The sequence below is a fragment of the Paenibacillus sp. P4_A9 genome (assembly GCF_056402415.1).
Map to the genome: position 1 here is coordinate 60988 of NZ_JBFUHL010000002.1, position 26276 is coordinate 87263.

The 26276-nt window shown below is 45.9% G+C and carries 25 protein-coding genes and 2 pseudogenes; 15 read left to right on the forward strand and 12 right to left on the reverse strand.

The window, feature by feature from the left end; all coding sequences use genetic code 11:
- Positions 1-140: 140 nt before the first annotated feature.
- The 6 genes from AC1DVJ_RS02585 (at position 141) to AC1DVJ_RS02610 (ending at position 7145) form a co-directional block, all read left to right on the forward strand.
- Positions 141-3563 (forward strand): glycoside hydrolase family 2 TIM barrel-domain containing protein, encoded by a 3423-nt coding sequence (locus AC1DVJ_RS02585; protein ID WP_477588131.1) that lies wholly within the window; start codon positions 141-143, stop codon positions 3561-3563.
- Positions 3564-3938: 375 nt separating this feature from the next.
- On the forward strand, positions 3939-5135 hold the full coding sequence (locus AC1DVJ_RS02590; RefSeq protein WP_477588132.1) for an Alp7A family actin-like protein: 1197 nt from the start codon (positions 3939-3941) through the stop codon (positions 5133-5135).
- The gene (locus AC1DVJ_RS02595) at positions 5132-5497 is read left to right on the forward strand and encodes a hypothetical protein (RefSeq protein ID WP_477588134.1); all 366 of its coding nucleotides are present in this window, start codon (positions 5132-5134) and stop codon (positions 5495-5497) included. The genes AC1DVJ_RS02590 and AC1DVJ_RS02595 overlap by 4 nt, the downstream gene beginning before the upstream one ends.
- 163 nt (positions 5498-5660) lie before the next feature.
- On the forward strand, positions 5661-6119 hold the full coding sequence (locus tag AC1DVJ_RS02600) for a hypothetical protein (protein WP_477588135.1): 459 nt from the start codon (positions 5661-5663) through the stop codon (positions 6117-6119).
- A gap of 240 nt (positions 6120-6359) precedes the next feature.
- Positions 6360-6536 carry a hypothetical protein gene (locus AC1DVJ_RS02605; protein ID WP_477588136.1) on the forward strand — a complete coding sequence of 59 codons (177 nt, stop codon included), beginning with the start codon at positions 6360-6362 and terminating at the stop codon, positions 6534-6536.
- A 432-nt stretch (positions 6537-6968) separates the two neighbouring features.
- On the forward strand, positions 6969-7145 hold the full coding sequence (locus AC1DVJ_RS02610) for a DUF2524 domain-containing protein (RefSeq protein ID WP_477588138.1): 177 nt from the start codon (positions 6969-6971) through the stop codon (positions 7143-7145).
- Positions 7146-7220: 75 nt separating this feature from the next.
- On the opposite strand, the gene AC1DVJ_RS02615 is transcribed toward AC1DVJ_RS02610, so the two are convergent.
- Positions 7221-7424, reverse strand: a complete 204-nt coding sequence (locus AC1DVJ_RS02615) for a hypothetical protein (protein ID WP_477588500.1) — start codon at positions 7422-7424, stop codon at positions 7221-7223.
- On the reverse strand, positions 7372-7776 hold the full coding sequence (locus AC1DVJ_RS02620; RefSeq protein WP_477588140.1) for a VOC family protein: 405 nt from the start codon (positions 7774-7776) through the stop codon (positions 7372-7374). Before AC1DVJ_RS02620 ends, AC1DVJ_RS02615 begins: the two co-directional genes overlap by 53 nt.
- A 94-nt stretch (positions 7777-7870) precedes the next feature.
- Between AC1DVJ_RS02620 and AC1DVJ_RS02625 the strand changes: the two genes are divergently transcribed.
- Complete coding sequence (locus AC1DVJ_RS02625) at positions 7871-8665, forward strand: GNAT family N-acetyltransferase (RefSeq protein WP_477588141.1); 795 nt, start codon at positions 7871-7873, stop codon at positions 8663-8665.
- A gap of 47 nt (positions 8666-8712) precedes the next feature.
- On the opposite strand, the pseudogene AC1DVJ_RS02630 reads toward AC1DVJ_RS02625, so the two are convergent.
- Positions 8713-8961: pseudogene (locus AC1DVJ_RS02630) on the reverse strand (sensor histidine kinase); the annotation flags it as partial.
- 326 nt (positions 8962-9287) lie between these two features.
- Between AC1DVJ_RS02630 and AC1DVJ_RS02635 the strand changes: the two are divergent.
- From AC1DVJ_RS02635 to AC1DVJ_RS02660, 6 genes are read left to right on the forward strand one after another with little or no spacing between them, the layout of a single operon-like run.
- A complete protein-coding gene (locus AC1DVJ_RS02635) occupies positions 9288-9665 on the forward strand; it encodes a GntR family transcriptional regulator (protein WP_477588142.1) in 378 nt (125 codons plus the stop codon).
- Positions 9666-9668: 3 nt separating this feature from the next.
- Positions 9669-10382, forward strand: coding sequence for an ABC transporter ATP-binding protein (locus AC1DVJ_RS02640; RefSeq protein ID WP_477588143.1), 714 nt, complete (start codon positions 9669-9671; stop codon positions 10380-10382).
- Entirely contained in the window at positions 10383-11126 is a 744-nt protein-coding gene (locus AC1DVJ_RS02645; RefSeq protein WP_477588144.1) for a hypothetical protein, read from the forward strand. It abuts the gene before it with no gap.
- 2 nt (positions 11127-11128) lie between these two features.
- Entirely contained in the window at positions 11129-12214 is a 1086-nt protein-coding gene (locus AC1DVJ_RS02650; RefSeq protein ID WP_477588145.1) for a DUF4097 family beta strand repeat-containing protein, read from the forward strand.
- A 40-nt stretch (positions 12215-12254) separates the two neighbouring features.
- On the forward strand, positions 12255-13187 hold the full coding sequence (locus AC1DVJ_RS02655; RefSeq protein WP_477588147.1) for an ABC transporter ATP-binding protein: 933 nt from the start codon (positions 12255-12257) through the stop codon (positions 13185-13187).
- Entirely contained in the window at positions 13180-14124 is a 945-nt protein-coding gene (locus AC1DVJ_RS02660; protein ID WP_477588148.1) for an ABC transporter permease, read from the forward strand. Before AC1DVJ_RS02655 ends, AC1DVJ_RS02660 begins: the two co-directional genes overlap by 8 nt.
- Positions 14125-14183: 59 nt before the next feature.
- On the opposite strand, the gene AC1DVJ_RS02665 is transcribed toward AC1DVJ_RS02660, so the two are convergent.
- The 9 genes and pseudogenes from AC1DVJ_RS02665 to AC1DVJ_RS02705 form a co-directional block, all read right to left on the reverse strand.
- A complete protein-coding gene (locus AC1DVJ_RS02665; RefSeq protein WP_477588149.1) occupies positions 14184-14975 on the reverse strand; it encodes a hypothetical protein in 792 nt (263 codons plus the stop codon).
- 380 nt (positions 14976-15355) lie between these two features.
- Positions 15356-16978, reverse strand: a complete 1623-nt coding sequence (locus AC1DVJ_RS02670) for a thiamine pyrophosphate-binding protein (RefSeq protein WP_477588151.1) — start codon at positions 16976-16978, stop codon at positions 15356-15358.
- Between the two features lie 26 nt (positions 16979-17004).
- Positions 17005-19260, reverse strand: a complete 2256-nt coding sequence (locus AC1DVJ_RS02675) for an EAL domain-containing protein (protein ID WP_477588153.1) — start codon at positions 19258-19260, stop codon at positions 17005-17007.
- 263 nt (positions 19261-19523) lie between these two features.
- On the reverse strand, positions 19524-20204 hold the full coding sequence (locus AC1DVJ_RS02680) for an ABC transporter permease (RefSeq protein WP_477588154.1): 681 nt from the start codon (positions 20202-20204) through the stop codon (positions 19524-19526).
- On the reverse strand, positions 20173-21120 hold the full coding sequence (locus tag AC1DVJ_RS02685) for an ABC transporter ATP-binding protein (protein ID WP_477588156.1): 948 nt from the start codon (positions 21118-21120) through the stop codon (positions 20173-20175). Before AC1DVJ_RS02685 ends, AC1DVJ_RS02680 begins: the two co-directional genes overlap by 32 nt.
- A 15-nt stretch (positions 21121-21135) precedes the next feature.
- Positions 21136-22071 carry a sensor histidine kinase gene (locus AC1DVJ_RS02690; RefSeq protein WP_477588157.1) on the reverse strand — a complete coding sequence of 312 codons (936 nt, stop codon included), beginning with the start codon at positions 22069-22071 and terminating at the stop codon, positions 21136-21138.
- A 1-nt stretch (position 22072) separates the two neighbouring features.
- A complete protein-coding gene (locus tag AC1DVJ_RS02695) occupies positions 22073-22771 on the reverse strand; it encodes a response regulator transcription factor (protein WP_477588159.1) in 699 nt (232 codons plus the stop codon).
- A 188-nt stretch (positions 22772-22959) separates the two neighbouring features.
- Positions 22960-23754 carry an ABC transporter permease gene (locus AC1DVJ_RS02700; RefSeq protein WP_477588161.1) on the reverse strand — a complete coding sequence of 265 codons (795 nt, stop codon included), beginning with the start codon at positions 23752-23754 and terminating at the stop codon, positions 22960-22962.
- A 49-nt stretch (positions 23755-23803) separates the two neighbouring features.
- A pseudogene (locus AC1DVJ_RS02705) lies at positions 23804-24484 on the reverse strand (ABC transporter ATP-binding protein); the annotation flags it as partial.
- Between the two features lie 191 nt (positions 24485-24675).
- Between AC1DVJ_RS02705 and AC1DVJ_RS02710 the strand changes: the two are divergent.
- Together AC1DVJ_RS02710 and AC1DVJ_RS02715 are read left to right on the forward strand one after the other, a co-directional pair.
- Entirely contained in the window at positions 24676-25167 is a 492-nt protein-coding gene (locus tag AC1DVJ_RS02710; protein ID WP_477588162.1) for an SRPBCC family protein, read from the forward strand.
- A gap of 33 nt (positions 25168-25200) precedes the next feature.
- Positions 25201-26217 carry an SDR family oxidoreductase gene (locus tag AC1DVJ_RS02715; protein WP_477588163.1) on the forward strand — a complete coding sequence of 339 codons (1017 nt, stop codon included), beginning with the start codon at positions 25201-25203 and terminating at the stop codon, positions 26215-26217.
- Positions 26218-26276: the final 59 nt, after the last annotated feature.

Genomic DNA, 26276 nt, shown 5'->3' on the forward strand with positions numbered 1-26276 from the left:
AAAAGGTACCACAAAAAGACCCCGCATTGGGGTCTTTTTTGTTTAATTCAACTGGGTTTATCTATAGTTTCTGCAGTTATAATCGAGTATGCCATTGATATAATTAGTATCAAAAACGCAAGAAAGCGAGCACACCAACAATGAATAAGAAAACACTGTTTAATGACGGGTGGGAATTCGCCAAGAGCAGCCTAGTCGTTACTGAAAGCGCTGCCCTGACATTTGAACCCGTTGATCTACCTCATGATTGGCTTATTTATCAAACATTAGATCTTTATGAAAATAGCATTGGTTGGTATCGCAGGCGATTCATCAGCACGAAAGGAGCCAAGCAGATCCTCCTATGTTTTGACGGTGTGTATATGGACTCTTCCCTGTATGTGAATGGCCAGTTTATTGGCGAATGGAAGAATGGGTATTCCTCTTTTGAGCATGAGATTACAGAGGCGATTGTTGACGGGGAGAATGAGATTCTGGTAAAAGTGGTGCACCAAAGCCCCAATAGCAGATGGTACTCGGGAGCGGGTATCTATCGGAATGTTTGGCTTAAGACAAGGGATCGCAACCATATTGTAACGGATGGCATTTATATAACAACGCAACGGGATGAAGAGGGTTGGCAGGTAGATATCGAGACAGAGATGAACATCGATGACGATGTACAAATTTCACATACTCTTTTATATAAGGATCAAATCATCGTGTCGGCTTCTGAAAAAGTTATTGCGGGGGACACACCCAGCTCCTGTCATCGTCAGAGGTTAGTTGTGAAAGAGCCGCTAGTATGGAGCACGGATGAACCTCAGTTGTATCAAATGACGACCCAATTAAAGTCAGTTGAGGCAGATTCGAACATCCTTGAAACGATAACGCAACATATCGGGTTTCGAGAAATCACACTTGACCCCCAGCAGGGTCTGCAGTTAAATGGCACACCCATGAAGCTAAATGGCGTCTGCGAGCATCATGATTTAGGAGCTTTAGGAGCCGCGTTCAATAAGGAAGCCCTAAGAAGAAGGTTTGTGATTTTAAAAGAAATGGGCGTTAACGCCATTCGAACAGCTCACAATATGCCTGCGGTAGAATTGATGGATTTAGCAGACGAGATGGGGCTACTAGTGGTATCGGAAGCTTTTGATATGTGGGAAAGGTCCAAAACACCGTATGATTACGCACGATTTTTTAAGGAATGGGCAACTATCGATGTGAAAAGCTGGGTCATGCGGGATCGCAATCGTCCGAGTTTGCTGATGTGGAGCATTGGCAACGAGATTTATGATACCCATGCGGATGTGAGAGGGCAAGAAGTAACGCAAATGCTGCTGGATGAAGTGCTTAAGTATGATCCGAAGCAAAACGCTAGAGTGACCATTGGCTCGAACTATATGCCGTGGGAGAACGCTCAGAAATGCGCGGAGATCGTAAAGGTTGCAGGCTACAATTATGCAGAGAAATACTATCAGAAGCACCATGAGGAGCACCCGGATTGGATCATCTATGGCAGCGAGACAGCCTCTGTTGTACAAAGTAGAGGTATCTATCATTTCCCTTTTGAAAGATCCATTCTAGCCGATGATGACGAGCAATGTTCGGCGCTAGGAAACAGCTCAACGAGTTGGGGGGCCAAATCAGCGGAAGCTTGTATTCTAGCCGAAAGGCGTACACCCTTCTCTCTTGGGCAATTTATATGGACAGGCTTTGATTATATTGGTGAACCAACACCTTATCATACGAAGAATTCTTATTTTKGGCAGATTGATACAGCTACTTTTAAAAAGGACCCCTATTACATCTATCAAGCGGCATGGACCGATTATAAGAAGAAACCGATGGTTCATATTTTCCCCTACTGGGATTTCAATGAGGGTCAGCTGATTGATGTCCGCGTATGCTCGAATGCACCGAGAATTGAGCTGCTATGCTATGGTAATACCGTTGGTACGCATGTAATTGACCATGTGAATGGGACTCAACTTGTGGGCTGGTGGAAGATTCCTTATGTCAAAGGAGAATTAACCGCGATCGCCTACGATGAAACTGGTCAAGTTATTGCGACGGATGTAATCAAATCCTTTGGGGATGCGAAGAAGATTCGTATGCATACGGATAAAGATACGCTGAATCCGAACGGTGTTGATTTAATTTTTGTAGAAATCACGATGGAAGATGAAGCGGGCAATCCTGTAGCGAATGCGAATAATCGCGTGCGTGTTGATGTTACGGGAGCAGGTCGTTTAATAGGCTTAGATAATGGCGATAGTACCGACTATGATCCGTATAAAGGGATAAGCAGAAGATTGTTCAGCGGCAAGCTCATGGCCGTTATAGGGGCAACACTAGAACCCGGAAAAATTCGGATCGAGGTGTCTTCCAAAGGATTTGAAAGCCAGATCGCTGAATTTGAGTCTCTACCAGTAATGGATGGGACCGTAGCGGGGACTTCCGCTCATACGAGCAATCTAGATCTGCCATGTGTCATGGGAAATAAGGAGGAAATACCACTTCGCAAGATAGAGATCCTAAGCGACTCGGGGCAAATGTTCGACCCCTCCAGACAAGTGATGGTCGTCCGGGCCAACTTATATCCCGAGAATACGTCGTATCAAGACGTAGAATGGCGTGTCGTCAATGATGCCGGAATAGCCTCCAACATTGCTAGAGTAGAAGCATTTGGTCATGAAGCGAAAATCACCGCTTTAGGAGATGGGGAGTTCCGAATTCGTTGCATGAGCAAGAACGGTACGGACAAGACGAAGCTCATATCGCAGCTAGAATTTAAAGCTGTTGGTCTCGGCACAGCCTATAAGGATCCCTATGCATTTATATCTGCAGGTCTCTTTGATTATAGTAAAGGTGAAGTGAGTAACGGAAACGAGAGAGGCGTTGCTACTAGCCGTGATGGTGAAACGCAAGTCGGCTTTCGTGAAATCGACTTCGGTGCGTATGGCTCGGATACGATCACGACGTCCATTTTTGCTTTAACTAGTGAGAAGTACGCGATGCAGATTTGGGAAGGAATGCCGGATGAAGAAGGCAGTGCGTTGCTAGCAGATGTTACTTATCAAAAGGAATCCAAATGGAACGTGTATCAAGAGGAAACGTATCGATTATCCAAAAGGCTTCGCGGTATTACTTCGATTTGCTTCGTCCTACATCAGAAGGTGCATATCAAGGGATTCTCCTTTGACCATAAGAGTAGAGCCTTTGAGCGAAATCTCGCTACAGAGTGCGACCGCATCTATGGGGATACGTTCACCATAACTCCGAATAGCGTTGAAGGTATCGGAAATAATGTGTCCCTAGCGTTTGAAGAAATGGATTTTACAAGTGAAGGTGCTGCGAAGCTTGTCGTTTATGGCAGGTCACCAATTGATAAGAATACGATTCATATCCGATTCGCTACGGATGAAGGTGAAAGTGTTCAACTCGTTGATTTTACACAGTCGGATGGCTATGCAGAGCAAGTATTTGCTTTGGAGAAAATAACAGGAATACAAAAGGTTACTTTTATATTCCTGCCAGGAAGTCACTTTGATTTCGGTTGGTTCCGATTTGAGAGATGAGTGCTGCTTAAGGCGGGCCTATTCGATTATTCAATATGCAAATTTGCGAGTGAGAAGTACCGCGGAGCAGCGATTTACGATCGCTGCTCCATTTATTTTGGCAAAAACAAATTTTCGATTCATCGTGTAATTGAAAATGGAACTGCAAAGTCGTGACCCAATGACGGATAATAGCCTGGAACCTTTAATCAATCTTAAACTTCAAACTTTAAACTTTAAACCCTAGAATTTAAACGCTAAAGTTTAAACTTTAAACCTTAAACTTGATTCCCTCTCCCAAATCAAATTTGTTAAAAATTCCTAATAACCCTCTTAAATCTCCGCTACAATCCGAATCTAGTATAGTATCTCAATAGGTTGGGAGAGGAAGTAGACATGGCTAAACAGGATATTTTGACTACAACCATTCACTTGTCCATCGATAACGGCAGCAGTCATATTAAAGGCATATATGATGATTTGAACAACAGCTTTATTTTCCCTAATGTGGTCGCACAACCGTTTGGGGAGCGCTTCTTATTGATGGAACAAGGAGATCCCTTGGACTTCTTAGATGTGATGATCACATCACCAGCGATTGATACGGAGCAATACAGACATGTCTACGTTGGAAATTTGGCAATAGGCGACGAAGGTATCGTTCATGAGATTGTAGGAGATAAAGCTGTACAAAAGAAGGCGCAGCGGCCTGAAACAATGGTTACCCTCTTAACGGCTGCGGCATATGCCATTGCTATGAAGAATGGGGACGCCATTAAACGCGGAAAGAAGCGCATAAAGGCTGCGGTTCACTTAGGAACGGGACTTCCTATTAGAGAGATCACGAAATTTAGCGAAGAATTTGCAAATAAAATAACAGGAGGCGTCCATTCCATCACGTTTGTTACGACCCCCGTATTTAAAGGAGTAACGGTAGAGATGGAGTTTACGCTGCCATCGGATATTAGCATTGATGATGTGTCAGGGGTTTATGATATGGAGGCCACTTCCAAGTCACAGTTGTCACATAAAGGTTTTGGGATAGCCGATGTAGGCGGTGTCGATATGGATATCGCGTTTTTCAGACCGGGGCTTGATCTGGATCAACGGCATTCAACAGGGGCTAAAATTTACTTGAACGATGCCTTGGAAAGCATACGTAATGAGATCAATGCCCAAGGCGAGGAGTTAATCTCCAGCACGGCGGAACTGACACTTATGCTCGTTAACAAGGAGTATGAAATATACGCCGAAGGTAAAGTTGCTTTTGACATGACAAGCCTTGTCAACCGACACATGCGGATCTTAGCCGAGAAGGTGTTAAAATACGCGCGTAACTCATGGAAGCATGTTCGTTATGCCAATGAGTTTTGGTTTATCGGAGGCGGTGCGATCGTACTTCAACCGTGGATTGAGAAATTAAATGCCGAATTAGGCTTGCCGCTCCGTTTCGATCATTCCGAGTTCAGCCAATTCCGCAATGCTCGCGGTACCTTCTTTCTGCTGGAGCATGCCCTGAAACAAACGGATAATGAAGCAGCGGCAACCATGGAATCCGAGAGAGGATCTGAGGGTGGGAGCGGATCGGCTTGAAGAAACGGAGATCGACTGTTTTGGTTTCTCCAGGTAAGGATGTGACGCTATATATCCCGACTGAAACACCGCCAGAGGTCATTGCGTATATGAATCGTTTGAAAGCAGAAGGGATGTTTAGTCATGGTATTATGGACATTTTGACAAGACATATCCTTCGAGAGCAATCGCTTGTGAAGCTGGATCATGAAGACACTTCACATCATGTCATCGGATCATTCGTCGATGAGGCTATTTTCTTCGCAGCACCTATGGAAGACCAGGAATCTATGGATACCCCAGTTTCTAACAGCCAGAAGAACTTCAGTTTGGAAGACATATTTCGGCAAGCCAGCCGTAATGCCGGTAAGCTTACCACATAAGAAAGTATAAGTTTTCGGTTTCCGAAAACTGCTTGCTTATTGGCGATAAAACCTACTTCTAAACGCGGTCGCTCATCCTTGAATAGCGTCGATAGAGGTTTTCTCATGTAGGATATAACTGAGTGGGGTGAACTCCGATCATAATGAAAAGGGGGACATCGAAATGTCTAACGGGCAGGTAAACGAGGGAACACGTAATTTTACACTTTCGGTTGATATTTTTCGTCAACCAGGCTTAGATTTATGTTCTCAAATGGTCTATATTATTTTGAAAAGCTTTGGCTCCGAGTCAAACTTCCCTGAGCTATCTGAGATTTCCATACTCGGCCGAATGACGGACAAGCAGACGATGAAGGCGTTGCAAGACCTGGTGGAACTGAAAGTTCTTCCGCATAAATTGTTTCGCCGGATGGTTGGTGATTTCCAAGATGACCGCCTCTCATGGGCGGCCAAGGGTTTACTTATTTTTTGCAAAGAGAACCCGCATATTCATTTACATGACTTGCTGGAATTAACGAGCCAATCCTACGAGGACGAACATAGTATTCGAAATTCGCTCAAAGAGTTAAGCCAGTACGGCTATCTGGATGAATATCCTGAGTGGCGACAAATCGCAAACTGAGAAACATGAAGAAGGCATCCGCTCCGCGGGTGCCTTTTAACTTTGATGTTAAAGAAGGGGATAACATTCAGATGCTGCATGAAGGAATAGTAGGTTAAACGTCCTTCAGAGGGAGAAGATGGGGATGATTGTGTTGGTGTTTCTTGGGTACCAGCATGGTTTGGTGCCAATTGAGATACACTAATGCGTATGCCAAGGCAACGCGTATGGCAACATTCATTAACGCTAAGAGGTGATCATGTGAGCGGAAGAAACAATAAGCCAGATAATGACGGCCCAGCAGGGAAGCCAGGCAGGCTTGACCAGTATGGCGACAAGCTGGGTTCGAGTAATGAAGCAGAGTTCGAGGCGGCAGCTAATCAGGCTTGCGAGGTATCCTCGACAGAGGATTTGAGCGATCAGGGACAAACGCACTAATCAAGGGCTCGTTAGTGAAACAAGGGAGACCATCCTCTACGGGGTGGTCTTTTCTTTGCCTGTTTTTGTACGCATTTGGATAAGAAAATTAGTATAGATGGTGTCATGATCCTAACGCAAGCTTCTAAAAGTGCAGTTCAACATTTATTAACAAGCATATCAACCGGCGATCATTTCGACGGTTATTTGCTTTGAGCTGATTACCGCGTATGTGTTGTATATGTAGGGGATTTATTTTTCATCGTATCAAATTCGGCCAACTGCTTATAATAAACTCGCACTATCTAAAACCTACATTTCAAGGAGTGTGAACAACATGTCAGGTCACAAACAACAAGGGCAATCCAGAAAAAATACAACCACGCGAACACAGGACCAGAGCAGTAATAAGGGTGGAAAATAACAAGGATGGATACATGAGGAGGCTGGAATATGCTCGAAAATGTAGAAAGTAATTATGATTGCGCGAATGCCGGAGACGATTTGCACAATTTAATACAGGAACTTGAACAATTCCAAGGCCCAGAAGAGCAGCGCAATAGGCTTGAAAACCAGATCCAATTTATACAGAATAAATGTTCGATCACGCATGAGCATATCCCTAAGTAAAAGTAAGTCCACGCCTCATCTTTAGAGGCGTGGACTTTTTACTAGCTGTTCATGGCCGGGTAGACAGGCCAAAGATTAACCCTTCGTCATCCGATTAAGATCGGAAGTCAACTTGTCCAGCTGCAGGAAGCTTTCCAGGATGTCGCTAATTCGGCTGTCCTGTGTCGTCATGCTAGCGGACATTTCTTGGATGGACGCCATGTTCTCTTCGGTAATTAACGAGGGGCTATCCAACCCGTACACCAATTTCCCAATGGAAGCCAAAAGGATCTGCAACACGACCAATGCGCCAGCCATGGCCTTCATTCATCGGTGTGATCTCAGTTGCTCCTGCGGAGAGCGCCTGCTCGAATAGGGCATCCGGATTGTCGACGGTCACAATCATTCGAAATGAACCTTGCTTTACATATTCGGAGTTGAAGTCTGGATCATCTTGCAGCCAGAAATCTGCTCCTTGGATGGCTAGGTTGATAATCGCGATCTGTCCGTTATCCTCTTCAAGACGGTAGAGCTCGCTCGCGCCAAAGGCAGATTTGTAGAAATCGGCAGCTGCGGAGACGTTGTTAACGGAAAGCCATGGTGCAATTGAAGCCGTAGGTGGTACGGATGAATCTTGCGCAGAATGGCTCATTATAATAAGACCCCCATGCAGCCTGAAATTGGCTGTTATTGTGTTTAATGTTAGCTCCCGAGATGTGGAAAAACAACAATAGGAGAATTCAACCATGCCTAGAATAAAACCTTTCGATTACATGGAACAAGTTGAAAAGATTGAAACCGAGCTCACGCAATTGAATGCGAGCAGGTCCCTGACCGCTGTGGCAAGAAATCTCGAAGTCAAACAAGTGGGCAACTGCACGTTGCTTAGGGATACAACAGGTCAGCCCTCCGCGTACTATAACCGGATTAAAGGCTTCGGCCCAGAGGACTTGCAGAATCTCGATACATTGTTCAGCAATTACGAGTTTGCTGCCCCCTCATTTGATATCACGCCTAACCATATGACGGAAGAGGTGACCAGCGCGTTAATCGGGAAAGGATTGTTCCCCGTGGAACAGCTGGTTTTTATGGTGGCACATCCAGCAGACGCGCAAGTGGACAGCACGAACTCGTATCTCATTGAGCGGGTAACCGAGGCAAATGCCGAGCAATTTATTCAGTGGATCCAGATGTCGCATGGGAATATGGAAATCAATAAGGAGATGATCGCACGAGCGAAGCCGTACTTCTACAGTCCTAACTTCATCAATTACATGCTCACCATTGAGGAGGAGCCTGCGGCGATGGGTTCACTTTTTCGGAGTGGGGAAGCGGGATACATCGCGAATGATTATACCTTCCCAGCGTTCCGAGGCAGAGGCTGTCAAACAGCGCTTCTGAATCGGAGACTCGCCGATGCCATGAAATTCGGCATGAAAACTCTCTTCACAGATGTCGAATTTGGCTCAATAAGTCATGCAAATATGGAGAAGGTAGGCTTTAAGACCGCCTATATAAATACGCTGTGGGTCAAAAAGTAAAAGCTTGCCTCTGCTATGTCCAGAAGGCAAGCTTTTTTTTCAACTCGTTATGGTAGCTGCACATAAAACGACGTCGTCTCATGCTGCACGCTTTTCGCAGTTATTTTCCCCTTATGCTGCTCAACGATTGACTTCGCTATCGCTAATCCCAACCCATAAGCGCCATGCTTGCGTGAACGAGACGGATCCGCGCGGTAGAAGCGGTCGAAGATCCGCTCCAAGTGCTCGGCAGGAATGCCTTCCCCTGTATTTGTCACCGTGAGAAGCGTATCGTTATGATGCTTCTTGAAGGTGAGTCTGTGCTAGAGGCCTCGAATCTCTCGAGATAGTCGATTTTATCGACTAATTCTGTGCTACAGGCCTCGATTCACTCGAGATAGTCGATATTATCGAGTTAAACTCCAATTCTCGTTTAGTGTAAAAGCCCCTGCTTCCCTTTTTGCCATGATGGCGTTATGGTCCTGTTCCCTTTCCTCCAGAGAAGAGCATCTCATCTCTCGTGCGCGCTCTCCTTTTTGCCATGTCCAATAAATAGTCATTGACAATCCCCACAAATATAAATATGCTTACAGTGCACTAGTTCAATAGTGCACTGGTTTGCGGTGAAGAGGAGGGTAGGACCGTGCAACTTAATTTTAATAGCCCGAAACCGATTTATTTGCAGATGGTGGATGAGGTTAAGAAGGCTCTGGCCAGAGGCGAGCTCTCGCCAGGTGATAAAATCCCGTCCCACAAGGAGCGGGCACAAATTTCACAAGTGAATCCGAATACGGTAATGCGTGCATACCAAGAGATGGAGCGGGTGGGTTTGACGGAGACGTTACGAGGTCAGGGTACTTTTATCAAGAACGATCCGGCGATGCTTCTATTGATTCGCTCTGAAATGGCGCAGGCTGCGGTCCAACAATTTATCGAAGAAATGCGCGGATTGGGCATTGAGCCGGACGAAATGGCGCAACGGCTTCGCGATACATTACATAGAGAAAGTAAGGAGGGATAGACCGTGTCTAACGAAGACAATCCGTACATGATCGAGCTCAAAGCTATTCAAAAGAAGTATTTATTAAAGCAAGCGATACGCGGCATCGATCTTCAGATCAAGAAAGGCACGATTGTTGGCTTACTAGGGCCTAACGGCAGTGGGAAATCAACATTGCTCAAGATGATGGCCGGTCTGATTTATCCCACCTCAGGCAGCATCCACGTGAACGGCAGGAAGCCTGATGTACACAACAAGCAGCAGGTGGCCTACTTGCCTGAGATTGATCATCTCTACGGGTGGATGACAGTGAAGGAAACGCTGCGCTTTATATCAGGGTTCTACAAGGATTGGCAGGAAGAGAAAGCGGCCCAAATGCTGTTGAAAATGGAGCTGGATGAGAACCAGAAGGTTCGGAATCTGTCCAAAGGGATGCGGGCTCGACTGAAGCTGATCGTGGCGTTGTCCCGCAAGGTGCCACTTATTCTGCTGGACGAGCCATTCTCGGGCATTGATCCGTCTTCGAGGGCCAAAATTATCCGCTCGATTATTAGCGAGTTCCAATCCGATGAGCAGACGATTGTGCTCTCTACTCATTCCGTGAATGAATCCGAGCCTATGTTCGATGATGTTATTTTTCTACAGAATGGTCAGATTACAATATTCGACTCAACCGAAAATTTGCGCGAGACGTACGGTTGTTCGTTAGAGAACATATGGGAGAAGGTGTACGGGTAGATGGCACTCTGGAACCTATTCAAGAAAGAAATAAAGAGTATTTTCCCGCTATACGGTTTTTTCGCAGTGGCCATCGTTGCCGTGCACTTGATTCTATTATACAAAAACGCTGCCGTGGAATTCGATTCGGCTGCAGCGCTATCCATCTTTATTCCGTATTTATTCCTAGCTATCTTAGCGATAGGGACAGGTTATTATCAGCTTCATGTGGAGTGGAGAACGAACTCGATTTATCTCCTTCTGTCCTTGCCAATTCGAGGGTGGAAGGTGCTAACGGCTAAGCTGGCGGCAGTGCTATCCTTGCTCATTGCAACGTCCATATGGATTGGAGCAAGCTTTGCAATCCTGTTGCTACGTGTGATGTGGGATGAAGTGAGCACAAGCGAAGATTGGTCTGAGATAGGTCCGAGCCTTTTTAGTCTGGGGGTCAATCTCTTCTGGATCGGCATTCTCGTTATTTTATTTTTCTTAATTGTCGTGCAGTTCACATTCCTATGTGGGCAGCTCGTTGCCAAGTTCAAATGGTTGGTGATGCTCAGCGCATTTTTTGGTATCAGCTGGCTGGTCCTTCGAGTCAGCCCGCTGTTAGCCTACCTGCTGGCATGGACACCAGATATCGTCATTGGACATAAGGATTCAGATATGGCTTTCCTACATTCGGGCCCCTTTATTGTGCTTGGCTTACTCTGCATAGGGTTAATTGCGCTGAATGGTTTTATTTTCGAGAAAGAAGTGGAGGTATGAAGATGTCTTTTCGGCAAAAAAGAAGTATTCTTCTCACCTCTGTTGCGATTCTTTTCTTACTCTCGATTCTGGATGTGTCCTTCGGTAAGGAAGATGTTTTTCGAACTTATAGCGAGCAATTCGTGAATGAAGAGAAGATGGATGCCTTCATGGGGGCGAAGCGAGCCGCAACGGCAACAGCGCAGCATCAGTCGGAAATTAACAAGCCAGAGGTCAAGGAAGTGCTTTTAGCAAGTCTTGGGGGCAAAATATCAGTCCTACGTTCGGAGTCTCGGGGGATCCGGTTACAGTACACCGTGACAGCATCGGCCGCGAGTACAGAGGCAGCGAATCGTAAACGAGATGCGGTCACCGTAGAAGAGCAAGTCCAGAATGGACAGTTAACCTTTGTTACGATGGCGAATGGCAAGCCCATTGATCCCGATGATGTATCCATCGAGTATGTGCTTTATATCCCCGATGCCATGAAGGTGAACATTGCGAATGAGAATGGCGCCGTGCGTATCAGTGGGATTCGTGCGGATGTCGAAGCCTCCTCCTCGAACGGACTCATGGAAATTGCGCATGTCCAAGGGAATATTTCGGTGAAATCCACCTATGGAAGTCTTTACATGACGGATGTTACCGGAGAAATTAAGCTAACGAACAATGGTAGTAAAACAACGATGGACCACACCACAGGTAATGTGGTTCTCAATACGAAATCAGGTCAAACGCATGTATCCGAGGTCCTCGGGAAGGTTACAGGCAATACGAAGCACGGTTCTGTGTACATCCGTCAAATTGTTGGCGCCGTAGACGTTAATAACCAAGCCTCAGACCTTCAATTTGACCAGATTCAAGGCGACACCCGAGTTATATCGGAAGCAGGAGAGATCAGCTTTATTTTGCCAGAATCCGAGGGTTATGCGCTGGATGCATCCGTGAGTGGGGGCAGCATCCAAACACTCCTTCCGTTGCCTATTATTAAACAGGAAGCAGACAGCAATAACGACTATGAAAAACGACTGAAAGGTCAAGTGGGTTCTGGGAAATGGAAAGTGGAGGCTAAGGTACGATCAGCCGACATCCTCATTCAAATTAAGTAAAGAGTTCTCAAATAGGAAGAATCGACAAGGAGGCTATCTCATGAGCAGTGAACCAATCGTAAGCCTGCGTGGTGTTACGAAGCGAATTGGACGTACAACACTTATTGATAATTTAACTTTTGACGTGCCGCAGGGTGAAATATTTGGATTTCTGGGGCCAAATGGCGCAGGGAAGACGACAACAATCCGTATGATGGTTGGCTTAATGTCGATCACACAGGGAGAAATTGTGATTAAAGGAAAAAACATTAAGAATGACTTCGAACAAGCGATCCGCCATGTTGGTGCGATTGTTGAGAATCCCGAGATGTACAAGTTTTTGAGCGGCTATCATAACTTAGTTCATTATGCGCGCATGGTACCTGGGGTTACGAAGGAACGGATTGACGAAGTGGTCAAGCTCGTGAGGCTGGAGGCGCGGATTCACGACAAGGTGAAAAAGTACTCGCTAGGCATGCGCCAGCGTTTGGGTGTCGCTCAGGCGTTGCTGCATAGGCCGTCTCTGCTTATTCTTGACGAGCCGACGAACGGGCTTGACCCAGCGGGGATACGTGAATTGCGCGATTACCTGCGTTATCTGACCCGATCCGAAGGGATCACGGTTATCGTTTCCAGTCATTTGTTAACCGAGATGGAGCTGATGTGTGATCGTGTTGCAATCATACAGCAAGGCAAGCTTGTCGATGTGAAGACGATTCAAGATTTCATGGCAGATTCGCAGGATGGGACACAAACCTATTTAATCGAAGCTTCACCTGCGGAACTGGTTCACGCAGCTATCGTTGGTATGGCTGGCATCAAAGATGTGAAGATCGTTACGGAGGGTGTGGAGGTAGTTACGGAGCGAGACTGCATACCTGACATCCTGGCTGATCTCATGCGCAGAGATGTTCGCATTTATGGTGTCCAAGTGCTGCGACAATCACTAGAAGACCGGTTCTTAGAAATGACAGGGGGTGAGCAAGTTGGTTAATTTAATATTGAATGAAAATATGAAGCTTTATCGCCGTGTGCGTACGTGGATCATGGTCGCCATCATGATTGGTGCCGTCTTCCTGGGCAGCTTTATGGATTGGTACTATGATGATAAATCAGGAGAGACCGATGCGTGGCGGGATCATGTGATCGAGCAAAAACAGGAGCTCACAGATGCGATGAAGGAGCCGAAACGGAGTGCGGAGAGCAGGGCAAGTATCGAAAAGCAGATCGCAAGGTATGACTACCACCTCGACCATAATATACACCCGGAGGGGGGGACCATGTGGAGCGGAATTAACGATTCGGCGCATTTTATTATCTTGATCACCTTATTCACCGTTATTGTAGCGGGAGATAGCTTGGCTGGTGAATTCACCACCGGGACTATCAAGTTGCTATTGATTCGACCTGCGAATCGAACGAAAATTCTCGTGTCCAAGTATTTGTCGATGATTGCGTTTGGCTTGTTTTTGTTGGTTGTTCTGTTTGTTGTGTCGATTCTAGTGAACGGGATCCTGTATAAGTTTGGGTCGATAAACCTGCCGCTAGTGGTCGTGGATGCAGCAGGCCAAATTGTAGAGAAAAATATGGTTGCTAACTTGTGGAAAACGTATCTACTTAATGGTATCTCCACCATTATTTTTGTCACTATGGCTTTCATGATTTCTTCTGCCTTCCGCAGCAGTATCATGGCGATTGGGTTCTCCATCTTCCTACTCTTCGCGGGGGCGATCTTCATGGAACTCTTGCAGCCGTATGAATGGAGCAAGTATTTGCTGTTCTCTAATATTGATCTATCACAATATCTAAGTGGCCGTCCGTATCAGCCAGGGATGACCATGAATTTCTCCATCATGATGCTTAGCATCTATTTCATCGTATTCAATGTAACAGCGTGGCTTGTGTTCACGAAGCGAGATGTGGCTGCGTAAGAACAGAGCATACAAAAGGGCACCCAGCCGGCCGGGTGCCCTTTTCCTTGATATGGATGCTAAGCCATTTCTAGTTGTCCCAAATTGTAATAATGGTCTTGTACAAATGTTACTAATGTTTTAATTAGTTGCCCTTTGAAAGAGTCGGAAATAGATTGACCCGTTGGGTTCGAATAATTGTAACTTTTCATGTCTGTATGGTAAGAAAAGCCTATATCGATTAAGAAGTCATGAAGTTCATTGGGAAATTGATCGGATCCTATTTTTTCAATAAAATATTTTGTGGCGCTAATTTTTACATCCTTGTCCCCCTTTCCAGTATAGACACTAAATATGTCAGTTTTGTTTTGTAAAATCCATTGTCCTTTTGAAAAGATGGATAATCTAGCTTTATCTAAAGTAGCGAGCGCACTCAGATTTACACCGAAAATCTCATTGACTATTCTTCTAATTTCCAACCCCGTTATGCTATTTCCATATGCTAGCAGATATCTGTCCATGACTTCGACTTTCGTCATAGACATGATTTGAGAGTCGAGATCAGTTGAAGCAGGGTCTACTTTAAGGGATTCTCTAACACGTACCATGATATCGAAGGGAAAAGAAGCTAAAAGGCTGCCTTCACCGTTTGCAGAAATGGTATCTAAGCTAATTTGATAAACCATTTCAATAACTTCCCTAATCTCATTACCTTTCATATTTTTGTAATGGGAAGCCAGATATCTGTCCATAATCTCAATCTTCGACATCTCATTAATTTGACGATCCAATTCTGTAGAATGATATGCTCCACCCAATTCCATTCTGACTACATGCATTATGTTCTGAGGATATTTAGTTGTAAGAAGCATATTTTACCCCCTCTTCATAGTTGGCGGAATTTCTAATGGGTCAACCATAGCCTTAATAACAATTAGATTTGTTTTTATATCACCAACAATAGATAGTGTTTCTACTTGAAATGTTTTACCTATAAAAAAGTTTGATTTAAATTAAAATGAATGACTTTTTTCGGAAAAAGGGACGGGCTTAGAAGTTTTTACAAATGCGTTCGAGGCTTATGAGAGGTCGTCAAAACCGAAAGCAACTAAAGTTCGGCCAAAGTCAGGGGAAAAACTCGCCAATTTGTTTAATCATACTGCCCCATGGTCGCCAACCATGGTCTGTAGTGTGTCTATGCCAGATTCATAGCGTTCTTGAATCGTTTTATTCGTGGTCCTAATAACCCCTTCTACCCCCTCTTCATTGTAGGGGGTATTTCTTTTGAATCCATGATAATATCAATTACGCTCGTTTGATTACATCTAAGAGCGTCTTGAATGGCATGCCTCAGCTCCTCAGCCGTTGTACAGCGGTAACCCCTTGCACCAAGAGCTTCACCAAATTTCGCTCCATCTAGCGGCGCCTTGTAGGTAGTCCCCACCGCTCTGCCTAAATGTCGTTCCATTCCTTTATCTACCATGTCTATGCATTGATTGTTCGCGACCAAAAAGAGCACAGGGGCGTCGTGGTTGACCGAAGTGGAAACTTCCGTCCCATTCATAAACATGCAGCCGTCGCCCGTCAAACAAGCGACTGTTCGATTTGGAGCCCCGAATTTGGCACCAACCGCATATCCAATGGCACGGCCCATAGTGGCATATACTTCTTCAAAGTAAAAAGTACCCGGCACCTTAATGTCAAAATATTTGATAGCATAAAAGGAATGGCTGCCAGCATCCCCATAAACCAGCGTATCATCAGGTAATTCTTCACGGAGAATCTCCATAACTTGCTTACCACGAAGAAGGTCTCCTGATACATAGCTATCTTCCATTTCGAAAGCAACGGGGATATGCCTTGGTGCAACTGTAATATCGGCGAATGACAACAGCGCCTGTAGATTACTGCGGATGTTTCCGAGTACAGGGGTAGTAGCCACGGATAAAGCTTTACCTATAAAGCGGGGCTCGTGATCAAAGTGGATAATATGCTTTGGATAGATCGAGGGATCAAACCCGGGAATCTCCAGATCACTTAGTTGACTCCCTACCACGATCAACAGATCGACTCCCTCGCGGAGATAGGACTCTGAAAGCGCATTTCCACCAAGGCCAAACGGTCCCAGGTGTAGAGGGTGATCCGAAAGAAACACCCCTTTACCCCCTGGAGTTGTCGTTACTGGAAGGGACCACTTCTTAGCAAATGCTTCAATTTCTTTGTACGCACCTAAGGCGTGAAGAGCCCCCCCGATGAATAATAAGGGGCGTTTGGCTTCGGCAAGAAGGGTGGCAACATGATCTAAATTAGAAGCTATGGTTGTCGGATAAGCATCTGGGAGTGTTAAATCAAAGTCATCTATTTGTTCCGTTAAGACGTCCACGGGAATGTTTAGATGAACCGGGCCTTTGACGCCAGTGAATGCATGCTCCATAGCGTGCTCTAAGTAGCCTCTAAGAAGCTCTCCACGATCTATTCGTGCACTGAATTTTGTTACGGGCTCGAACATCTTCACAAGATCCGTGCCGAACATTGTACTGTCTTGACCAAGAACTTTTCCAATGTCGCGGATTGGCGGAGAACCCGTCAGGAACAACACGGGAACATTGGAATAAAGCGCTTGGCCTGCAGCAGTCAGCATGTTTATTCCGCCCGGTCCGGCTGTGCCAAGCGCAACACCTAGGGTATTACGTACTAGAGCATAGCCTGCTGCCGCAAGGCCTGCTCCTTCTTCATGCTTGCTTAGCACAAACGTAATGCCCACATTGTCCATCTCTAGTACAAGTGGCGTTACAGGCTTACCAGGTATTCCGAACACATGGGTAACTCCCCATTTTGACAAGTGCTTAACTAGAACACTGCTTACAGATGGCATAAGGTCTTGATCCCCCTAAATGTTTATCAGTACAACTTTTTCATTCTGGAAGTGAGATCCGGAAATGATTTTTCGAATTCTTCTCCCGGAATTGGAGGACTAAAGTAATAGCCTTGAACCTCATCGCATTTTTGAATCTGCAGGAAGCGAAGCTGCTCTTTCTCCTCTACACCTTCAGCAACTACTTCAAGGTTCATACTGTGGGCTATGGCAATAATAATACTCACAATATTAGTCCCATTCGAACCATTGCCAATGTCCCTGACAAAGCTTTTGTCTATTTTTAATCGATCGATTGAAAAGTTTTTCAGATAATTTAAAGAACTGTAGCCAGTCCCGAAATCGTCCATACTTATTTGAATGCCAAGGGAATGCAGTTTACGAAGCATAGGGATAGCATGATTTACGTTCATAGTCATCGTTTCAGTAATTTCAAGGTCCAAGTATCGAGGTTCTAAACCCGTTTCATCCAACACTGTTTTTACCACGTCGACAAGGGCATCATCCAGGAATTCCTGAGATGACAGATTAACAGAGACTCGAAATGGAGGGAGTCCCTGATCTTGCCATTTCTTATTCTGCAAGCAGGCGGTACGTAAGACCCACCGGTCTATCTGAGTGATAAAGCCTGTCTCTTCAGCGATTGGGATAAAATCGTTGGGCGGTATCAATCCCTTAGTGGGATGCTGCCAACGAACTAGTGCCTCGACTCCTTTAATCTCACCGCTTCTAATATCCACTTGAGGCTGATAGTACAGTCGAAATTCGTTATTCTCAATGGCCTTCCGCAGTGAACTTTCCAAAGCCATTTTCTCACGTGTCGATATGTTCATATCAGGCGAGTACAGAGCATACATGTTTAAGCCGCGATTCTTTGCGCTGTACATGGCCGTATCTGCCGTTATCATTAAAGTTTCAAGGCTATCTCCATCTTTCGGGTATATAGAGATGCCCGCACTGGCTGTTAAATGAAATTCGTATCCATTTAAATTGTATGGCATGTTGAAAATATGGAGGATGGCTTTAACCCGATCTAAAACCTGTTCTTCGCACTTTATATGAGAGAAGACGAACATAAATTCATCTCCTCCCATTCTGGCTACAAATTCACCCGGCTCCAGAATATCTCGAAGCCGTGAAGCAACCATAATGAGGATTAAGTCTCCGCTAGAGTGGCCTAACGTATCGTTAATAATCTTGAATCGATCTAAATCTAAACATACAATGGCAACCTGATGGTCTACGTCCTGCGTCTGTTGAATTAATAGAGAAACTCTATTCATATAATATCGACGATTGGGGAGCTTGGTTAAATCGTCGTGATTAGCCAAATAGTTGTATCTTTGCTCGGCTTTGACCCTTTCGGTAATACTCCTAAACTGTCCAAAGGCGCCTAGTAATTGCTTTTTCTCGTCATATAGGGGATAAGCATCGAATAGGCAAACTAGTCGATCTTCTGTTGAGCTTTGCTCAAAAGTCATCTGAACGTCTTCGAATGTTTTTCCATTTTGGATAACTTCGTATATATATTCTCCCATGGAGGCTAGATGTTGAACTTTTGTACCTAACATGTCTTCTTTAGACTTCCCAGTAAATAACTCGGCGTATTGGTTGAAGGTAATAATTTCTCCATCCCGATTCGTCAAAATAATACCATTACGTGTATTGTCCATAATGATTTGATTTAAAATATTGAGTTTTCGATTCTGCTTGCGCAGCAAGAGCTCTCTTTCAATAGAGTCTACAGTAGTTGCTAGCATCGTTATTAACATAGGATTCTGAAACTCTTTAGCGGTCATGATGACTAAGCTTCCAAGAAGGTCGTTGATGTCTGTGTAGTGGAATGCAACAGCATAGCAGGCGCTTTCGTGCAAGTATTCGTGATAATGATCATCACCAATAAGCTGAATGGGGGACTGGTTATATTTTAACGCCATATTCACGACGTTAGTTCCCATACTAGCTTCAGTAAACTGCACACCCGAGCTAATTCCCAGCTCGTTGATGGTTTTTTTTATCGTTTCATCACCCATCATATGAAGGATGAAACCTGTATCATCAGAAACAGATAATAGGAGTGGAGTCCCTTTAAGATAATGAAGAATTTTTTCTCCAAAGAAGCTTACAACTGATAAAATTTCTTCATACTCTTCCCTTTTATTCTTCAATTCAGCAGGTGATAGTACCTTCTGGGGAAATGGAATCTCTTTAGGATTCATGCCTATGTGTTTACAAAACAGCTTGGACTCTTGTATAAATTCAGGTTTATTTGCTGTAATCACCTTTAAGCCCCCTATTTACCGCTTACATCATTTAATAAATATTGTAATCGATCGCTTATGCTTTGTCGATAAAGGACTGGATTCTTGTCAAATTTTGTGGAAAAACCAACAAGATAGCGGGACTATCTTGGGTATTATAGATCATATTTCCCATGACTGCTGCAATCTATCTATGATAGACGAAGAGGCTGCCCCCAAAGTAGATTCTACTACTTTGAGGACAGCCGTTAAGCATCGAATAAAAAATTCGCTTAAGCACCAGCCTACAACTGGCTCCTCCGCACGCCTGCATAAGCCATCAGTGCCCCGATCGCGAAGCACATCAAGGCTGCCATCACATAGGTGCCGTAACTGTGATCAACAGATATGTTATTGAAAATGGCCATTGTAGCGTTAGATAGAATGAATGCACTTACGATCAGCGCAGGCATTGTCTTCCGAAGCATACCGAAATACAGCGGAATCATCGATACACTCGCGCATGTGAAGGCGAAGATCAGTACACGAATGGCTTCTGCCATAAGCCGATCGCGAGTCAGCGTTTCGGTGATGTAATGGTAATGCGAATTGGCGAGTAAGAGCGCGGATAGAATGAAGACGTCAGCGATCAACACTGTGGCAAAGGTCCAAGCTCCGATAATAATGAGTTTCGCTAGGAAAATCATTTTTCGAGCTACAGGGTAGGCGAAGAGGAGTGTAATCGTTTTGTTCCGATACTCGTCGATGACCATACGGGACATGAGCACCGAAGCGAAGATGATAAACGTAATCCCCGCATAATTCATAATGCTCAGAAAGGCACGGTCATAGTTATGGACTTCATTGCTCGGCACATCACTTCCCACGACCCATACGGTGAGCAAAAGATTCGTGATCAAGAGGCTCAGCAACAACCCGCGCCACTTGGTTTTCTTAATTTCCAGCTTGATGAGCTTCCATAGCATCACGGTTCCCTCCTTCGATTAATCCGAGGAAATAGTCTTCGAGCGAGCGCGTCTTTTTGTTCAGCGCCTCGACGCCAATATCATGCTGAACCAACATATGATTCAATAGGGCAGGTGCTAGATTCGGATCATAGATTCGAATGGCGCCGCGGTCCATGATTTTATAATTAGTGATAGCCAGCCTATCCTCCAACACAAGCACAGCTCTAGGCACATCGGAAACGACAATCTCGATATATTCGTTATGCCGTCCACGGACCTGTTCCATCGATACCTCTTCAAGCAGCTTTCCATGGTTGATGACACCGATCGTATCGGCCAATTGCTCAATTTCCTGTAAAATATGGCTCGAAATGAGCAACGTCATGCCAAATTCCTTGCTCAGCATGCGAAACAGATCGCGGATCTCGCGGATCCCCGACGGATCCATACCATTGATAGGCTCATCGAGAATGAGCAACTCTGGCTTCGTACAGATCGCCCTCGCGATCCCAAGCCGCTGCTTCATACCGAGTGAAAAATCCTTCACCGGCTTATTGCCGATACCAGCCAATCCGACCAGATCAAGCGTTTCGCTAATCGCTTTTTTATCATAATAGCCCATATATTCGCAATGCAGCTCCAAGTTAGCTCGGGCGGAGAGATGTTCATAGAAGATGGGATACTCAATAATATTGCCCATCCGTTTCATCGTTTCGTAAGAGTGGGGGGTAAGGGGAGCGCCGAACAATTCAATTTCCCCGCTTGTCGGGGTTATCAGATTGGTGATCATGCGCATGACCGTCGTTTTACCCGCGCCATTCGGCCCTAGAAAACCGTAAATCTCGCCACGGCGAACCCGCATGTTAACAGCGGTGACAACTTCGGTCTTTTTATACCTTTTAGACAACTGTTTCGTTTGAAGAATGATGCTCATGGGATAAGGTTCCTTTCAAAAGCGGAGTAGGGGAAAACGGACCGTAAATACGGTCTTTTCATGGGGAATACTGTGTAGGGAAATGCTTCCCTCCATGAGTTCAACCAACCGCTTCGTAATCGTTAGACCTAGTCCGCTGCCTTGGTAAGTCTGATTTCTGGAATCCTCCAGTGTGTAAAGCCGCTCAAATACATGCACACGGTCGCGTTCACCGATGCCCTTGCCTTGATCCCAGACATCGATATAAATGTAATCCTCATCTTGTCGCAGAGAGATGCCAATAACACCGCCTTCGTGGCCGTATCGGATGGCGTTGGAGAGCAGATTTTGCAGCACACGTCCGAGTGCTTCCGTATTGCCGTAGGCATAGATCGGCTCCTCAGGAATGGCGACGTCTACTTCCAGACCTTGTGCCTCGATCATCTCATAATAGAAAAGAATGCCGTTCCGACAGGCTTCACTAAGATTGATTTTGGACAAAGGGACGGGACGATCTCCTGATTCAAGCCGCGCCAGATCGAAAAATTGGTTCGTCAGATTAAGAATGTCGAGCGTTCTTTGGTGAACCTTGAGGGCGAGTCGTTTCCGTTCCTCATCATTGGCAGAGAGATCATGTACGAGCGTTTCCGTCAGACCCAGCACAACCGTAAGCGGTGTTTTCAGATCATGGGACATGTTGGCGACCATTTTTTTGATTGCGTTCTCCATGCGGGTGTAATCCGCTTCGACTTTGCGATTCGCATCCAAGAGCCGATTAATGACGATTAACAAGCTTTGGAGCTGTGAAGAATTGGTATGCAGGAGTACTTTCTCATGCGATTCGTTATCGAGAATGTCGGTTAGCTTCGCTTGTAAAGAGCGGAGTTCACGAGACTGTTTTATTCTGTGACTTAATTGAACGATGGTAAGTACCCCGAGAAGGAGACAAAGACTGGGCCAAATCAACGTCATATCAAAAGTCCCCCATTTTGTAACCAATCCCCCATACGGTCTTGATGTACCGCGGGTTCGCAGGATCGTCCTCAATCTTCTCCCGTAAACGTGAAATATGCACCTGAATCGCATTCACATCATCGTAATAAGCGTCATTCCATACGGAGCGATAAATTTGCTCTTTGGAGAAAGCACGTTTGGGATGGGACATTAGCAATCTTAAAATAAGGAGTTCTTTCGCCGTGAGGTTGAGGGGGCTGCCATTTTTGGTAACGAGATGCTCTTCCGGATGAAGCGTCAGCTCATGGATGCGCAAGAGAGCCTGCTCAGCACTCGCAGGAGGAATGGCATATTGGGATGCCCGCCGCAGCATCGCTTTTACCCGTGCCGACAGTTCAATAAGGGAAAATGGCTTGGCCAAATAGTCGTCAGCCCCGAAGCCGAGACCCAGCGCTTTCTCTACATCACTGTCCTTCGCAGACAAAATGAGTACGGGCACCGTGCTTCCGCTCCGCACCCTTCGCAGCACCTCCATGCCATCCACCCCAGGCAGCATCAGATCTAGCAGAATTATATCAAAAGCTTCCTCGGCAAAGAGCCGCAGCGCCGCCTCCCCATCTGGGGCATGTCGAACGGTGAGACTCTCTTTAGTTAAATGGTTTTGGACCATTTCAGCGATCGCCAGGTCGTCTTCTACAAGCAAAATGTGATTAGGCATGTCGTTTCCACCTTTTAACCACAATAGGAAGTATACGTTTTCGGTTTCCGAAAACAGACTTTCTATTTGGCGAATAAACTTACCTTTTAACGCGGTCGCTCATCTTCGAAATCCTCCGATAGGAGTTTATCTCACTTCATGTGCTTTCAGTATACTTCTTTCCTCATGCATATTGAAACCACACCACATTAGATAGAAACATCACGCTTCGCGAACACATACCAGGCAAGACCGAGGAAGAGAAGCTGATAGAACGCCAACATCATCAATGAAAAAGATAGTGACATACTTGCCATAAGCGGCCTGCCATCTACATAACTAAGCAAATTGGTATTGGCGAAAATCAGGAATTTGGACCATTCAAACTTTTTGAGGATGTAGGCAAGCTGCCCTCCCGTCAGTAAGAAAAATAGAGAAATGCCGATGGCCATGGAGCTGGCTCGAAACACGGATGAGAACATGAACGCGAGCGTGACCATCACTACCATTTCGATGCCGCTGTAGCCTACAGCTTTCCATAAGTAAGAAACATTTGAGAAAGCGGCCCCAGCATGAAGCTCGGACGCTCCACCAAATCCGAATAGAATGCCACCCGTAAGGTACGCGGACACTAAGAGCAATATCGTAAGACCTAAGCCGAACAAGAGGACAGTTCCGAACTTGGCAAGCAGGATCGTGGAACGGCTAAACGGACGGATAAGCAGTAATTTGATCGTACCGCCAGAGAATTCGGAGGCCACGATGCCCGCGGCAACGATGATCGTAAATAAGGTGACGATATCCATGAGATTCGGAATGGCGGAGAGGATCAAGTCCATGAACTCCCATACATTGTTCACTTTAAGCTCGTCTTGGTCCGCGTATCGGCAGAGTAAGCCTACTGCGATAACAAGTATCGGAACGAAGGCAACCATTACCCAGCTGCCGATTTTGGTAAATATCTTGATGCATTCATTTTGCACTAGTTTTGTGAAATTAAGCATAGCTGGCAACCTCCGTTAGCCCGATATATTTCTCTTCGAGTGTCTGTGTTTCAGTCTGGGTCTGTAAGTCCGCAAGTGAGAAGGTTGATCGCAACCGGCCTTCAATCACGACACCAAAACGATCGCACATTTGCTCCATTTCGGCGAGTAGATGAGAGGACACCATCACGGCTATGCCTTCTTCAGTGGCGAGTTGGCGGACGAGCTGGCGCATTTCACGAATGCCGGCCGGGTCGAGGCCATTAGTCGGCTCATCCAGAATGAGTACAGCAGGCTTATGCAGCAGAGCCTGGGCAATACCAAGCCGCTGGCGCATGCCGAGCGAGTAGGTCTTCACTTTATCGTGAATGCGGGCGGAAAGCCCAACTAGCTGCACGATCTGGTCGATGCGGCTTTGCGGGATAGGAGCTGCCATGCGAGCGAATTGCTTGAGATTTTGCATCCCAGTGAGATGCTTGTACAGCTCGGGATTCTCGATGATCGCGCCGACGTGCCGAATTGCTTCTTGGAAGCTGCGGCGGATGCTGTGCCCGTTAATGGCGACATCGCCGTCGCTCATCCCGATTAAGCCGACCATCATGCGGATGGTCGTCGTTTTGCCGGCCCCATTTGGCCCGAGGAACCCGAATACCTCCCCAGGGAATAGATCAAAACTGATCTGATCCACAATGTTTTTATTTCGAATCCGTTTCGTCAGATTGCGTACTTCGACTACGGGTTGAATGTTCATATGCGTACCTCCAATAAGTTTCATACGCTTATCTTACTGGATACTCCATGCATGACTCTTTCCTAAATCTTACGAAAGTCTTTCGAATGCAACCCCCGTCGTATTTCTTGATTGAATCAGCATCTACAGGTAAGATGAAAGAAGGGAAAAGTTGTCATCATTTCATAGGCACAGATCTAAGGAGGAGTCCCATGTTAGCTGACTTTCAACCCGCCCAAGGCGGATACTTAGCTCGTTACGAGCGTCATTGGCGTCATGCTGTAGAAGACGTATGGTCATGGTTGACGGAGAATGATAAGCTAGTGCAATGGTTCCCAGAGCTAGAGGTGGAGGAGCTTCGAGAAGGCGGTATCATCAAGTTTAATATGCCGGACGGCACGTTCATACCCATCAATATTCTTGAGCTTAAAACACCAAGTGTATTGGCCTACTCCTGGGATGAAGATCGCGTTCGTTTCGAACTTCAAGCTGAGCCAGACGGGGGATGCCGCTTAATCTTCAGTGAGCATTTACATAAAATAACGGCCCATACGCCAAGGGATTTGGCTGGGTGGCATGTGTGCCTGGATGTGATCGAGGCGCTGATGGAGGGTAGAACCATCTCATCTCGTAAAGAAGTATGGAGCGTATGGTATGAGAAATACAAGCAACTAACAGAGGCATATCTGACCGATCAGGCGTAGGGTGCCCAAAATAAATGAGACGGAGGCGATCAAATGAAAGCGCTATTTATTGGCGGAACAGGAACCATTAGCTCCGCGATTACTAGACAGCTGTTAGCCACTGGCTGCGAGCTGTATCTGTTGAATCGCGGCACACGCAATACGGACTTGCCAGAGGGCGCGCGAATCCTCCAGGCGGATATCAACGATGAAGCCTATGTTGCGGAGTTAATCAAAGACTTATCGTTCGATGTGGTTGCGGATTTCATCGCGTTCGAGCCTTCACAGCTGGAGCGGGATTATCGTCTTTTTCAGGGTAAAACGAAGCAATTCATCTTCATCAGCTCGGCATCGGCTTATCAGACGCCGCTATCCGATTATCGCATCACCGAAGGGACGCCATTATCCAATCCATTATGGGCCTATTCCAGGAACAAAATCGCTTGCGAAGAGTATTTGATCAAGCAGTACAGGGAGCAAGGCTTCCCGATCACGATTATTCGGCCAAGCCATACCTATGATGAGCGCTCCATTCCCCTTGGTGTGCACGGCACCAAAGGCAGCTGGCAGGTGGCGAAGCGCATGCTCGAGAACAAACCGGTGATCATACACGGTGACGGTACTTCCTTGTGGACGATGACGCACAACAGCGATTTTGCCAAAGGGTTCATCGGGCTCATGGGCAATCTCCATGCGATCGGAGAGTCCGTTCACATCACGTCAGACGAGACGCTGACTTGGAATCAAATCTACGAAGCGATTGCCGATGCGCTTGGCGTGAAGCTTCATGCGGTGCATGTGGCATCTGAGTTCTTGGATGCTTGCAGTACGCAGGACTACCGAGGCGGATTGCTCGGGGATAAGGCGAATTCCGTTGTGTTCGACAACGCGAAGTTAAAGCGGCTTGTGCCAGAATTCGTGGCTACAACGCGATTTGATCAAGGGATGAAGCGCACCATTGCCAATATTTTGGCTAATCCTGAGCTTCAACGGGAAGATCCGGAATTTGATGTGTGGTGTGATAAAGTGGTTGGAGCGCTTGAAGCTGCGCGTAAAGCAATCATATCGTAATGGTAAAGAAGGCACCTTTGAACGCCCCAACCCAAAAAGGCACCCATCAAGGGTGCCTT